The 13,260-nt window shown below is 27.9% G+C and carries 15 protein-coding genes; 14 read left to right on the plus strand and 1 reads right to left on the minus strand.

The genetic code is table 11. The features are described from left to right. Window positions 1–2: 2 nt before the first annotated feature. From coaE to H8891_RS00245, 4 genes are read left to right on the plus strand one after another with little or no spacing between them, the layout of a single operon-like run. Window positions 3–605: a dephospho-CoA kinase gene (gene coaE / locus H8891_RS00230; RefSeq protein ID WP_187004724.1), complete on the plus strand. Its 603-nt coding sequence runs from the start codon at window positions 3–5 to the stop codon at window positions 603–605. Continuing rightward, complete coding sequence (locus H8891_RS00235) at window positions 598–1,167, plus strand: transglycosylase SLT domain-containing protein (protein WP_187004725.1); 570 nt, start codon at window positions 598–600, stop codon at window positions 1,165–1,167. Before coaE ends, H8891_RS00235 begins: the two co-directional genes overlap by 8 nt. Further along, window positions 1,154–2,845 (plus strand): ABC transporter substrate-binding protein, encoded by a 1,692-nt coding sequence (locus tag H8891_RS00240; protein ID WP_187004726.1) that lies wholly within the window; start codon window positions 1,154–1,156, stop codon window positions 2,843–2,845. The genes H8891_RS00235 and H8891_RS00240 overlap by 14 nt, the downstream gene beginning before the upstream one ends. A 21-nt stretch (window positions 2,846–2,866) precedes the next feature. Beyond that, complete coding sequence (locus H8891_RS00245; RefSeq protein WP_147546179.1) at window positions 2,867–3,079, plus strand: heavy-metal-associated domain-containing protein; 213 nt, start codon at window positions 2,867–2,869, stop codon at window positions 3,077–3,079. A 38-nt stretch (window positions 3,080–3,117) separates the two neighbouring features. Here H8891_RS00245 and rocF read toward each other — a convergent pair whose 3' ends face one another. Then, the gene (gene rocF / locus H8891_RS00250) at window positions 3,118–4,020 is read right to left on the minus strand and encodes an arginase (protein ID WP_187004727.1); all 903 of its coding nucleotides are present in this window, start codon (window positions 4,018–4,020) and stop codon (window positions 3,118–3,120) included. A 359-nt stretch (window positions 4,021–4,379) separates the two neighbouring features. Here rocF and H8891_RS00255 point away from each other — a divergent pair, with 359 nt between their 5' ends. The 10 genes from H8891_RS00255 (at window position 4,380) to H8891_RS00300 (ending at window position 13,228) form a co-directional block, all read left to right on the plus strand. Next, complete coding sequence (locus H8891_RS00255; protein ID WP_187004728.1) at window positions 4,380–4,988, plus strand: hypothetical protein; 609 nt, start codon at window positions 4,380–4,382, stop codon at window positions 4,986–4,988. Window positions 4,989–5,064: 76 nt separating this feature from the next. Continuing rightward, complete coding sequence (locus H8891_RS00260) at window positions 5,065–5,817, plus strand: endonuclease/exonuclease/phosphatase family protein (protein WP_330604950.1); 753 nt, start codon at window positions 5,065–5,067, stop codon at window positions 5,815–5,817. A gap of 62 nt (window positions 5,818–5,879) precedes the next feature. Beyond that, window positions 5,880–6,773 carry a hypothetical protein gene (locus tag H8891_RS00265; protein WP_187004729.1) on the plus strand — a complete coding sequence of 298 codons (894 nt, stop codon included), beginning with the start codon at window positions 5,880–5,882 and terminating at the stop codon, window positions 6,771–6,773. A gap of 174 nt (window positions 6,774–6,947) precedes the next feature. Then, window positions 6,948–8,285, plus strand: a complete 1,338-nt coding sequence (gene rsxC / locus H8891_RS00270) for an electron transport complex subunit RsxC (protein WP_187004730.1) — start codon at window positions 6,948–6,950, stop codon at window positions 8,283–8,285. 17 nt (window positions 8,286–8,302) lie between these two features. After that, window positions 8,303–9,283: an RnfABCDGE type electron transport complex subunit D gene (locus H8891_RS00275; RefSeq protein ID WP_187004731.1), complete on the plus strand. Its 981-nt coding sequence runs from the start codon at window positions 8,303–8,305 to the stop codon at window positions 9,281–9,283. Next, window positions 9,284–10,309, plus strand: coding sequence for an RnfABCDGE type electron transport complex subunit G (locus H8891_RS15550; RefSeq protein ID WP_187004732.1), 1,026 nt, complete (start codon window positions 9,284–9,286; stop codon window positions 10,307–10,309). Window positions 10,310–10,312: 3 nt separating this feature from the next. Next, window positions 10,313–10,909 (plus strand): electron transport complex subunit RsxE, encoded by a 597-nt coding sequence (gene rsxE, locus H8891_RS00285; protein WP_187004733.1) that lies wholly within the window; start codon window positions 10,313–10,315, stop codon window positions 10,907–10,909. Window positions 10,910–10,920: 11 nt separating this feature from the next. Then, complete coding sequence (gene rsxA, locus H8891_RS00290) at window positions 10,921–11,496, plus strand: electron transport complex subunit RsxA (protein ID WP_147546195.1); 576 nt, start codon at window positions 10,921–10,923, stop codon at window positions 11,494–11,496. 17 nt (window positions 11,497–11,513) lie between these two features. Next, window positions 11,514–12,485 carry an RnfABCDGE type electron transport complex subunit B gene (locus H8891_RS00295; protein WP_187004734.1) on the plus strand — a complete coding sequence of 324 codons (972 nt, stop codon included), beginning with the start codon at window positions 11,514–11,516 and terminating at the stop codon, window positions 12,483–12,485. 158 nt (window positions 12,486–12,643) lie between these two features. Next, complete coding sequence (locus H8891_RS00300) at window positions 12,644–13,228, plus strand: Maf family protein (RefSeq protein ID WP_147546199.1); 585 nt, start codon at window positions 12,644–12,646, stop codon at window positions 13,226–13,228. The last annotated feature ends 32 nt before the right edge of the window (window positions 13,229–13,260 follow it).

Below are 13,260 nucleotides of genomic sequence, written 5' to 3' on the forward strand. Positions count from 1 at the left end.
AAATGGTAGTAGTAGGTCTAACTGGAAATATTGGATGTGGAAAAAGTAGTTTATCAGAAATACTAAGACAAAACTCTATAGATGTAATCGATGCTGATATTATATCCAGAGAAATAATGGATAAAAAATCATTGTTAACTGAGATATTTAATAGTTTTGGCGAACAAATAAAAAGAGAAGATGGGTCTTTAGATCGAAAAAAATTAGGGTCAATTGTATTTGCTAATGATGAAAAGTTGATAAAACTAAATAATATAACTCATCCTGCTATAAAAAAAGAGATAAAAAAAAGGATAGAGGATATAAAAGCTAATAATAGAAATATAGTAATAGTTGATGCAGCTTTATTAGTAGAAGGGAATTTTCTAGATTTAGTCGACAAACTAATAGTTATAACTTGTGATGAGAAAACACAAATAGATAGAATTTTAAGTAGAGACAATTTTACAAGAGAAGAAGCAATCAGTCGTATTAAATCTCAGATGAGTCAAGATGAAAAATTAAAGTTTGGAGATTATATAATAGATAATTCTGGGGATATGAATGATTTAAAATATAAAGCTAATAAACTAATAGCATATATAAAGGAGAATTGGTGTGAATAAAAAAAGATTTATAATTATATTTATAGTCTTTATGTTATTAGTTTTAGGATGGGTATGTATTGAAAAAAAATTTGTATTAAAATTATTACATCCAAGATTTTATAAAGAATATGTTCAGACTTATTCAAAGGAATTTGATATTGATGAAAATTTAGTTTACAGTATAATGAAAGTGGAAAGTAAATTTAATAAAAAGGCCGTATCTAGAAGGAAAGCTAAAGGTTTGATGCAAATAAGTGATATGACACAAAAATGGGCAAAAGATGAATTGAATTTAGAAAAAGTAGATATATTTGATCCGCAAACAAATATAAAAATAGGCTGTTGGTATTTAAGCAAGTTATATAAAGAGTTTAATGATCTAGAACTGGTGATAGCGGCCTACAATGGAGGTTCAGGTAATGTAAATAAGTGGTTAAGTAATACAGAATATAGTCATGATGGTAGTAAGTTACACAATATACCATTTAATGAAACTAAAAATTATTTAAAGAAAGTAAAAGAAAACTACTTAGTTTACAAGGCATTATATAGAGAGGAAGAATCAAATGAAAAAAATTAAGGTATTAACGATTATTATTATTATGATACTGTCTATTTCAGGATGTAATAAAAATAGTAATAAAGATAAAAATTCAGAAAAATATGATACTACATCTAACAACTCAGAATATATACATTTATCAATGGTAAATCCTAAAACTATAAATCCTATAAATAATAATGAACAATCTGTTGGATATATAATGGATTTGGTTTATGATAGCCTGTTTACTATAGATAGTGATTATAATGTGGTACCGCAGTTGGTAGATAGTTATTCAGTATCATCAGATGGTAAGAGTATAAATATAAAGTTAAAGGATGCTAAGTGGCATGATAAAAAACCTTTAACATCTGAAGATGTTGAATTTACTGTGAACTTAATAAAGAGATCAGAATCTAGTCCATATAAACCTTTAGTTGATAATATAGAATCAGTATCTACTATTGATAGTAACAATTTAAAAATAAATCTTAAACAACCATATGCTTTTTCAATAGATACATTAATATTCCCTATAGTCAGCGAAAAACAGTTAAGTGGATTAAACAATAATGAATTAAATGACTATAGAAAAAATATGGATGGAACAGGTCCGTACAAAATTGCAAAATTTGATGATAGATCTAATATGATACTTACTCTTAATGAAGATTATTATGATAAAGATAAAATAAAGGATGCTAAAAAGGAAATAAATGTAATAATAGTGCCGGATGAAGAAGCTCAGGTAGCTATGACTTTAGCATTATCAAGTGATATAACTAAAGTATCATTAAGTGATTTAAGTCAGTTTCAAGCAAAACAATTTAAAATAACAAATTATGAAGGTAGAGGATATGAATACATAGTATTTAATTACGGAAACAATATCATGAAAGATATTAATTTTAGAAAAGCAATTGCACACGCTATAGATAGGAATAAAATTTTAAAAGAATCATATCTAGGTAAAGCATCTATGGTTAATTTTCCACTACATTCAAAATCAAAGTATTATGATGATAGTATAAAAGCATTAGATTATAATATTAAAAAGTCAAAAGAATATTTAAGTAAAATTGATATTGATAAACTAAATAATATAGTTGATACAAAATCAGATGATAAAAAAGATGAAACTAATAAAAAACAAAATGAAAAAGATAAAAAAGAAAATACAGATAAAAATGAGGATAAAGTAGATAAAGAGCAAAAAGAAAATGAAAGGAAGAAGAATTTAAAGGAAGAAATAGAAAGGTTAAATTTAAAAATTCTTGTAAACAAGAAAAATAGAGAAAGAGTAAAATCAGCTTATATGATAAAAGAAAATTTAAATGATATAGGCATAAAATCTACAATAGTTGAACTTGAGGGAAATGAATTATCAAGTGCACTTGATAAAAAAGAGTATGATTTAGCATTGATTGGATGGGAGTTATCTCCTGTACCTGATGCAACAGATGTAATTAATTATAGTGGATATACAGATGAAAAGCTAACAGGGTATCTAAATTCTTTAAGAAATTCAAATAATATAGATAATACTAAATCTATATATAAATCTATTCAAAAATATACTAGAGATAAAGTAGCTTTTATAAGTTTAGCTATAACTGATGATTATCTAGTAACAAATAAAAGAGTAGAAGGTAATTTAAAACCTAATGATTTTGATATATATGAAGGTATTTATCATTTGAATTTAGAACAATAACAAATAAAAGGTGGTAAGATTATGAGAAAAAAATTATTAGTAGATGGAATGACTTGCATGAATTGTGTAAGACATTTAAAGGAAGCACTTGAAGAAGATATACAAGGAGTAAATGTAATAGAAGTTAGTTTAGAAGGTAAATATGCTTTAGTTGATGTTGATGAAACTGTATCAAAAGATATGCTAAAAGAAGTTGTAGAAGATTTAGGATATGAATTAAAAGGAATAGAATAATAAATAAAAAATACCAGTAAAATTACTGGTATTTTTATTTATTTTAAATTTTTAAATACACTGTCTATTATATCTAGTGCTATATCAGCAGTAGTATCATTTATATCTAACATAGGATTAAGTTCAACTAAATCCATAGACTTTACTAAACCTGATTTAGCTAGTTTAGCTAATAAATATTTAGAATCATTAACAGTAAGTCCATTATCAACCCTAGTGCCTGTTCCAGGAACAAACTTTGAATCAATAAAGTCTAAGTCAAAGCTTATGTGAATAGCATTTATATCTTTATTATGTATATTATCTAAAATGTCATCTATTATTGTATCCAACCCTTTTTTAGATAAATCTTGAGGATAATACATATTCATGTCAGTATTTTTGATAAATTCTTTTTCTCCAAAATCTATATCACGTCCACCTATATGGTATACATTATCTTCTTTTACTTTTGTATCTTTATAATATAAATCTTTAAGTTTAGAATGACCATATCCCATTAAAGAAGCTAATGGCATTCCATGAACATTTTTAGATTCAGATGTCTCAAATGTATTAATATCACCATGTGCATCAAACCATACTATTGCAAATTTTTTATTGAAAAATTTGCTAACTCCAGAAATGCTTCCAAGGGCTATTGAATGGTCTCCACCAATTATTAGTGGAAAGCAATTAGAAGCTAAAGAACAATTAACTACGTGTGCAAGGTTATTATTTATTTCAATTAGTGCTTCAAAATATTTCATATCAGGATTTGAAGTTAATTTTTCGTTTTCATTAACTTCTTTTACATAGATGTTACCAATATCAAATACATTGTGATTGTATTGTTTGATTTTAGAAATTATTCCTTTTTCACGTAGTTTGTCTGGACCAAGTTGAGGTCCTAACTTATCACATCCATAAAAAGTAGGTACACCTATAATATTTATATTCATGACTTATCCTCCTGTTTATTAAAATCTTATCCCTATTAATATTTTAGCACAATAATGTTTTTAAAATTTAAAAATATAATAATTCGTAAAAAAAAGACTTCTATTGGGGGAAATAATAGAAGTCTAAAATGGGGAGATTGAGTATGTTTGATTTACATTTATAGTATTTGCCAAATTAGAAAATATATACGTAATTTATAAAAAATAATTAATAAATAAATTTTAATAAAAAATAATATAACATAAAATTAAAACATAATATTAAATATGAGGTTTTACAATCTTTATATTAAAACCTCATATAAAGTCACTTTTATATATTTAAAGAATATAATAAAAGTAACTAAAGGGGGGTTATCATGGAATCTAGAGAGTATAATGAAGATTTAAAAAAAATTATACTTGATATGACCCAAGAAGAACTTCAAAGGTCTGCATCTAATAAAGGTGCTATGAGATATATTGAAGGTAAAGTAAACTCAATAATAGATGATAGCTTAAATGAGTTTAATGAAGAATCATTAGATATACAAAAATATAAGAAGATTATAAAAAAAGGATCATGTCAAGAAGGTTTTAATGATATAGGAAAATTAATAAAAAATGAAGAGATATTTAAATCTAAATTAGAACTTATAAAATTTGCTAAATACCTACAGTTAGAAGTTAATAAAAAACAATCATATAAATCAATATTAAAGCAAATTGCAAATCATATATATTTAAACAAAGATTATTACAATAAAAAGTATGTGTATTACTTTAAAGATGATAATGATTATGTACTTGAACCTGAAAATATAAAAACTCACTTAATTGAGGAGTATAGATCTAGAGCCAGAAATGATATGAAGTCTATTGCAAGAATATTGAATATAGAAACTAATGAAAGTGAAGGAGCAGAAGATATTAGGAAAAAAGTTATAAACTGCATAATTAAGGATAAACTAAGTAAAATTAAACATTAAGGCGCTATGAATTTAGCGTCTTAATTTTTTCAACAGTAACTTACTAGATTTTGATAAGTCAGGAGATGATTATAAAGTGTTAAAAAAGGTAGGAGTTATATTAGTAATAATTATTATGATTATAGCAGGCTGCTTTTTTGAAATAAACAAATTTACTCCTAAAAAAGAAGTAAAGGTAGTTAGTTATAATATACATAGTGGATTAAATGAAGATATGTTTCCTAGCTTATTTGATATAATAGATTTTTTAAGAATAGAAAATGCAGACATAATATGTTTACAAGAGGTTAATGAGTCAGCAAAAGCAGGATTTCAAGTAAGTAGTTTAAAAGAAGATTTAGAAATGTATTCACACTTTGGAGCAAATGTAGTAAAGCTAGGGTCAAATTATGGACTTGCAACATATTCTAAATACAAAATAATAAGTCAAGATCATATATATTTGAGCAGTCAAACAGAACAAAGAGGAATGTTGCATACAGTAGTAAGACTTGGATTTGGAAGGAAATTAAATATTATAAATCTACATTTAGGATTAAGTGAAAAAGAAAGAGAAAAGCAATTAGCTGAGGTAGAGCAATTTGTAAAAACCTTAAATGATCCATATATAGTTACAGGAGACTTTAATCAAAGTAATATTAAAATAAATAAAGAAGTATTTAAAGATGTTGCTATACAGTTTAACAAAGACAATGTATTAACATATGCAACTTCACTTGATAGAATTGACTATATGCTTGTTTCACCAGATATTGAAGTTGACTACTATGATGTTTTGATAAAGAATATGTCAGATCATTTTCCTATAGTAGCAAAGTTGAAAATATAGGAATAAATATATTTTAAATGAATATATATTTAGTAAATATATTTATATGGGGGGACAAACTAATGAATAAAAGAAGAAACATATATAGAGGTATTAATAAAAGAAGAAATAATGTGGCTAAGGGATTTACTTTGGGACTAGTTATAGTTAGTATAGCTGGGGGAATTTTATTTATAAAATCTAAAGATTTTAGTTTATCTGAAAAAATAAGCAACTTAAATTTATTTGATAAAAAAGAATCAAATATCCAAGAGTTTTCTTATGATGATTTGGTAGATAAATCTGATAAAAGCAAAGAAACTGCATCAGCGGTTAAAAGTGAAAATTCTAAATTAGCTACTGTAGCAAATTGGGATATGTATTCAATTCAAATAGCAGCAATAGATAATAAAGAAGAATTAAATAAAATAAAAGATAAACTAAATGAATTAAAAATTCCTTTTTCAATTGTAGACATAGATAATATAAAAAAAGTTCAAACCTCCATATCATTTAAAGAAGAAGAAAGTAGAAAACAATTGGAGAATATAAAAAAAGATTTCTCAGATGCATTTATAAGTAAATTAGAAGTTCCATTATTAAGTTTAGAATATACAGAAAAATATGCATACGTAGAAGATATATGTAATGATTTAAATGAACTAATAAATAACTTTAAAGAAGAATCAAGTTTTTGGGATAAAAGTGAAAATGATATAAATAAAGCAGATTATAAAAAAATAATTAATAATAAATTAGAAATTTTAAGTAAGCTTGAAAAACATACAAAGAAAATAAATTATAAAGGTATGAAGGGATTTAAAGAAAATTTAAGTGTATATATAAAATCAGTAAAAGATAAATCAAATGAAAGTTTAAAAAATGTAGAAAAAGATCAATATTATATAAGTAAAAGCTTATTTATGTCATCTATGCAAGAATACTATAGTTTTGTTAATTCTATAAAAACTATTTAAAAAGTTGTTAAAAAACAACTTTTTTATTTTTTATAAAATCAGAAAAATAAGTCACAAAAAGTTGGAATTTGTTTCAAAATAAGATATTTTTTTAACGATAGTTAATATTTTACAATTGTTATAGTATACTTATATTAGAAAAAAGTTTAAATTAAGTTATAAGGGGGTAAAAGAATGAAGCTCTTAACTTTCAAAGGAGGAATACACCCTCCGTATAGAAAGGAGTATACAAATAGCAAGGCATTAGAAAAAGCTAATGATCCTAAAATAGTATATATTTCTATGCAACAACATATAGGTGCTCCAGCTAAACCTATAGTAAAAGTAGGAGATGAAGTAAAGGTAGGGGAAAAGATTGGTCAGATGCAAGGATTTGTATCTGCAAATATTCACTCATCTATATCTGGAAAAGTAATCTCTATAAAAGATATGGAGGTACCTGGAGGAATAAGTACGTGTATAGTTGTTGAAAATGATTTCCAAAATTCCATTCATGAAAGCGTTAAACCAAAGGGGAGTTTAGATGAACTAGGGAAAGAAGAGATAGTAGAAATTATTAAAGAAGCAGGAATTGTTGGTATGGGAGGAGCAACATTTCCAACGCATGTAAAAATATCTCCACCACCAGATAAGAAAATAGATTTTGTAATATTAAATGGTGCAGAATGTGAACCATATTTAACAGCAGATCATAGATTAATGGTTGAAAATCCAGAAGATGTTGTATTTGGATTAAGAGTCCTTATGAAAGCATTAAATGTGGGAAAAGGTTATATTGGTATAGAAGTAAATAAGCCAGATGCTATAAATGCAATATCAAATGTAGCTAAAAACTATAATGATATAGAAGTTGTAGAACTTGAGGTTAAATATCCTCAGGGTGCAGAGAAGCAACTTATTTATGCATGCACAAAAAGGGAAGTTCCATCAGGTGGGTTACCGATGGATGCAGGAGCTGTAGTTAATAATGTGGGAACTGCTGCTCAGATAGCTAAAACTATAAAAACAGGCATGCCACTTATAGAAAGGATAACAACTATAACTGGAAGTTGTATACAAGAACCAAAAAATCTTGTAACTAAAGTGGGAACTCTTTTCTCAGAAATTATTGATCAGTGTGGTGGATTTAATAAAGAAAAAGAACTAGGAAAAGTTATAATGGGTGGACCTATGATGGGAATAGCTCAGCATACAATAAACATACCTACAAATAAAGGCACGTCAGGAATATTATGTCTAGATAAAATCGAAGCGAGCACTCCTAAACCTAAAAATTGTTTAAGATGTGGTAAATGTCTAGATGTATGTCCAGCATTTTTACAACCATTGTACATAAGTGCATATAGTATAAAAGGTGATTATGAATCATCTGAAAAGTATAAAGCATTAGATTGTATAGAGTGTGGATCTTGCTCATTTATTTGTCCAGCAAGAAGACCTCTACTTCAATCAATTAGGGTAGCTAAAAAAGAAATAATTTCACTAAAAAGAAAACAATCAATAAGTAAATAAAGTTAGGGGGAAATATGATGGATAGCAAACTAATAGTGTCATCTTCTCCACATGTGAGAAGTAATGAAGATACATCATATATAATGAAGCAAGTTATAATAGCTCTTTTACCAGCTACATTAGCAGGGGTATACTTTTTTAGACTAAGTGCTATAAATGTAATATTTTGGTGTATATTAGGATCAGTAGGATTTGAATGGTTATGTCAAAAGCTAAGTAAGAAAGAGTCGACAATAGGGGATTTTTCAGCCGTTGTAACAGGATTATTACTTGCATTTAACGTACCAGCATCTCTTCCTTGGTGGATGTGTTTAGCAGGTGCAGCATTTGCGATAATAGTGGTAAAAATGGTGTTTGGAGGACTTGGTAATAACTTTGTAAACCCTGCTTTAGCAGCTAGGGCATTTTTATTAGCATCATTTCCAGTAGCTATGACTGCTTGGACAAAAACTGGTGTAAACTGGGTTAGTTCAGGAAATATAGATGCTGTAACTACAGCTACACCACTATCTTTTTTAAAAGCAGGCCCACAAGGTATACAAACTTTAACTGATAGTGGAACAGGATTATTTGATATGTTTATTGGTAATATAGGTGGTACTATAGGTGAGACATCAGCAATACTTCTTATACTAGGTGGATTATACTTAATGTATAAAGGGATAATAAATTATGTTATACCAGTATTTTATATATGCACTGTAGCAATATTAATGTTTATATTAGGGGGATTTAACATTGAATTTGCTATGTATCAAATGGTAGCAGGAGGACTTATGTTAGGTGCATTTTTCATGTTAACAGATTATACTACATCACCTATGACTAAAAAAGGCCAAATTATATACGCTATAATAGCTGGTGTTATAACAACAGTTATAAGACTTTATGGAGGATATCCAGAGGGAGTCTCTTATTCTATATTATTTGTAAATGTAATGACACCTCTTATAGATAAATACACAAAAACTAAAGTGTTTGGGGAGGTGGCGAAATAAATGAAAGATATATTCAAATTAGGCAGCATATTATTTTTAATATGTGCTGTAGCAGCCCTATTATTAAGTGTAACTAATAATATAACTGAGCCAGTTATAAAAGAAAGAAATATACAAGCAAATAATGAGTCCAGAAAAGAAGTACTTAAAGAAGCTGAAGAATTTAAGCAATTAGATAATGTTAAAGCTAACTTAGTAGAGGAAGTATATCAGGGATTAAAAGGTAATGAAGTAGTAGGGTATACTATCAAAACTGCGCCGAAGGGATATGGAGGAAAGATAGAAGTTATGATAGGAATATCTAAAGATGGAAAAATTACAGGAGTAAAAGTTGGAAATCATTCAGAGACTCCAGGTCTTGGATCTAAGGCTTCAGAACCAACATTTAAAGATCAATTTAATGGAAAGAGCACAGAAAAACCTTTAATGGTTGTAAAAGGAAGTGCAAGTAATGATAATGACATAGCTGCCATATCTGGGGCTACAATAACATCTAATGCTGTTACTTCTGGAGTAAATGCAGCTATCAATTTATATAAAGAACAATTATTAAACAATTCACAAAATAAAGATGTTCAATCTCTTGCAAATGAGCCTATGGTTAAGATATTTGATAATGCACAATTTAAGAAAATAGAAGGAAAATCAGAAGGTAAGATAGTAGCTACTTATGAAGTTTTTGATGAAAATAAAAAAATTGGATATATATTTGAAACAGAACTAGATGGATATGAAAATAAGACAGAAATATTAGTGGGTATAACTTTAGATGGAACAATAAAAGGTTTAGAGTTAGGGGAAAAAACTAATGATAATGAACATCTAAAATCTACTTTTGATACAGGATTGACACATCAGCTAGAAGGAAAAAAAATAGATGAAATATCTTTAGTTCAAGAAAAGGTTAACAAAGATGATAAATCTCAATCTGCTTCTGGAGCTAAGATAACATCTAAATCAGTTATAGAAGGTGTTAACTCTACTATAGACTTCTTTAAAAAAATAACTAATGGAACGGGGGCATAGAAAATGGGTTTAGGAAAAATAATTAAAAATGGATTAATAGATGAAAACCCAACACTTGTTCAAGTAATTGGTATGTGTCCAACTCTTGCTGTAACAACATCAGCTATAAATGGATTAGGTATGGGTCTTTCAACTACGATAGTTTTAATATGTTCAAATATAGTAATATCTATGATGAGAAAAATTATACCATCTAAGATAAGAATACCAGCGTTTATAGTGGTAATAGCAACATTTGTTACTATGGTAGGGATGCTTTTAAAAGCTTATATACCAGCACTTGATAAAGCATTAGGTCTATTTATACCTTTAATAGTGGTTAACTGTTTAATATTAGCACGTGCAGAAAGTTTTGCATCTAAAAATAAACCAGTAGAGGCTGCAGTTGATGGAATTGGTATGGGTCTTGGATTTGCAGTATCGTTAACTGTATTAGGAGCTATAAGAGAAATACTTGGTAATGGAAGTTTATTCGGGTTTACTTTATTTGGATCATCTTTCCAACCAGCTTTATTATTTATATTACCTCCAGGAGCTTTCCTAACATTAGGATTTTTACTTGCAGGGTTTAATAAATTAAAAGCTAAAAAAGCTAATTAGGAGGGAGATATATGAATTTAATACTTTTATTTTTAAGTGTTGTATTAGTTAACAATGTTATAACATCTCAATTCTTAGGAATATGTCCATTCCTAGGTGTTTCTAAAAAAGTAGATACAGCAGTAGGTATGGGGGTTGCAGTTACATTTGTTTTAACATTAGCATCATTTATAACTTACTTTGTTCAAAGAATATTAGAAATAACCAATAATCAATTTTTACAAACTATAGCTTTTATATTAGTAATAGCATCTATAGTTCAATTTGTTGAAATGGTTATACAAAAGATGAGTCCATCTTTATATCAAGCTTTAGGTGTATTTTTACCATTAATAACTACAAACTGTGCAGTTTTAGGTATAGCTTTGGTTAATGTTCAAAATGGTTATAATTTAGTTGAGACAATGGTAAATGGATTCGGAGCAGGAGTAGGATTTACTTTAGCTATAGTTTTATTTGCGGGTATAAGAGAGAGATTAGAATTAGCAGATATACCTGAAACATTTAAAGGATTTCCTATAACTTTAATATCAGCAAGTTTAATGTCTATAGCATTCTTAGGGTTTGCAGGACTTATAAAATTATAAGTTAGGGGGCGAAGTAATTGGCTATAATTAATTCAATTTTGGTTTTAGGTGTAATGGGTTTAATCTTTGGAGCTATACTTGCATATGCATCTAAAAAGTTTGCTGTAGAAGTGGATGAAAGAGTAGAAAAGATACTTGAAGTATTGCCAGGAGCAAACTGTGGGGGATGTGGATTCCCAGGGTGTGGAGGATTAGCAAGTGCAATAGTAGAAGGAAAAGCTTTAGTAAATGGATGTCCTGTTGGAGGAAGTGATTGTGCATCAAAGATAGGTAAAATAATGGGAGTAACCTCAGAAGTAGGAGAGAGAAAAGTAGCAAATGTTATTTGCAAAGGTAATTGTGATGTTTCTAAAGACAAATATACATATGAAGGAATGTTAGATTGTAAAGCAGCTAATGCATTAAATGGAGGAGCTAAATCTTGTAAATATGGATGTCTAGGGCTTGGTACTTGTGTTAATGCTTGTAAATTTGATGCTATAAAAATAATAGATGGAGTCGCTGTAATAGATGAAGATAAATGTGTTCTTTGCGGAAAATGTATGGAAGTTTGCCCAAAAGGATTGATACATGAAAAGCCAGTTAAAAATCAAGTGGTAGTAGAATGTAATAGTAAAGATTTTGGAAAGAGCGTAAAGGAAAAATGTAGTGTTGGGTGCATAGGATGTGGTATATGTGCTAAGTCGTGTCCATTTGATGCTATAATAATAGAAGATAAATTAGCAAGAATAGATTACAGTAAATGTGTACAATGTATGGTTTGTGTAGAAAAATGTCCGACAAAAGCTATAAAAGGGGATTTAAGTAAAAGAAAAAAAGTTCAGATAGAAAAAGATAAGTGTGTCGGGTGTACAATATGTAAGAAGCAATGTAAGTTTGATGCAATAAAAGGAGAACTAAAAGAAAAGCATGAAGTAGATGAAAGTAAGTGTGTCGGATGCCATGCTTGTGTTCAAAAATGTCCTAAAAAAGCTATTAAAATTTTATAATGTGGATATCATAGAGATATGGAGTTTTTCCATATCTTCTTTATTTTGGTAAAAAAATAAAAATTGTAACCGGAGTGTAACAAAAACGTTCGACATTAACATTGAATTTTTTACAATATAGTGATAAACTAATTAGGTATTAAAAAAGAGGTGAATTAATGAGTATAATATTGGCATCAGGATCGCCTAGAAGAAGAGAAATTCTAGCTAATACAAAGGTTAAATTTTCGGTTATAACTAGCGATATAGATGAAAAAATATTTGATTTTGAGGAGCCTACACAACTAGTATTGAGACTAGCATTTGAAAAGTGTATGGATGTTGCTACTAATAATACTAAAGATTTAGTTATTGGAGCAGACACTATTGTTGTTTTAGATAATGAAATATTAGGAAAGCCTAAAAATGAGAAAGAAGCTTTTAATATGTTAAGCAAATTATCTAATAGAAAACATCAGGTAATAACAGGAATTAGTATAGTGAATTTGGAAGAAAATAAAAAAATTGTAGACTATGTTATAAGTGATGTTAAATTTAAAAATTTAACTGAGCAAGATATAAAAGACTATATAAATACTGGAGAGTGTTTAGATAAAGCTGGTGCATATGGAATACAGGGATATGGAGCTTTGTTGGTAGAAGAAATTAAAGGAGATTATTTTAACATAGTAGGATTACCTATATCTAAGTTAAGTGATATCCTTAAAGAGAATTTCGATATAAATCTTTTTTATCAAGCTTAGGAGGTTAATTTGATGAGGTCATCAAGTTTATG

Source organism: Paeniclostridium hominis (assembly GCF_014306135.1).
Classification (GTDB): domain Bacteria; phylum Bacillota; class Clostridia; order Peptostreptococcales; family Peptostreptococcaceae; genus Paraclostridium; species Paraclostridium hominis.

Excerpts from the sequence above, each read along its gene's own strand:
- coaE (WP_187004724.1), top strand. The coding sequence starts at position 3 with ATGGTAGTAGTAGGTCTAACTGGAAATATTGGATGTGGAAAAAGTAGT.
- H8891_RS00240 (WP_187004726.1), top strand. The coding sequence starts at position 1,154 with ATGAAAAAAATTAAGGTATTAACGATTATTATTATTATGATACTGTCT.
- H8891_RS00245 (WP_147546179.1), top strand. The coding sequence starts at position 2,867 with ATGAGAAAAAAATTATTAGTAGATGGAATGACTTGCATGAATTGTGTA.
- rocF (WP_187004727.1), bottom strand. The coding sequence starts at position 4,020 with ATGAATATAAATATTATAGGTGTACCTACTTTTTATGGATGTGATAAG.
- H8891_RS00255 (WP_187004728.1), top strand. The coding sequence starts at position 4,380 with ATGGAATCTAGAGAGTATAATGAAGATTTAAAAAAAATTATACTTGAT.
- H8891_RS00265 (WP_187004729.1), top strand. The coding sequence starts at position 5,880 with ATGAATAAAAGAAGAAACATATATAGAGGTATTAATAAAAGAAGAAAT.
- rsxC (WP_187004730.1), top strand. The coding sequence starts at position 6,948 with ATGAAGCTCTTAACTTTCAAAGGAGGAATACACCCTCCGTATAGAAAG.
- H8891_RS00275 (WP_187004731.1), top strand. The coding sequence starts at position 8,303 with ATGGATAGCAAACTAATAGTGTCATCTTCTCCACATGTGAGAAGTAAT.
- H8891_RS15550 (WP_187004732.1), top strand. The coding sequence starts at position 9,284 with ATGAAAGATATATTCAAATTAGGCAGCATATTATTTTTAATATGTGCT.
- rsxE (WP_187004733.1), top strand. The coding sequence starts at position 10,313 with ATGGGTTTAGGAAAAATAATTAAAAATGGATTAATAGATGAAAACCCA.
- rsxA (WP_147546195.1), top strand. The coding sequence starts at position 10,921 with ATGAATTTAATACTTTTATTTTTAAGTGTTGTATTAGTTAACAATGTT.
- H8891_RS00300 (WP_147546199.1), top strand. The coding sequence starts at position 12,644 with ATGAGTATAATATTGGCATCAGGATCGCCTAGAAGAAGAGAAATTCTA.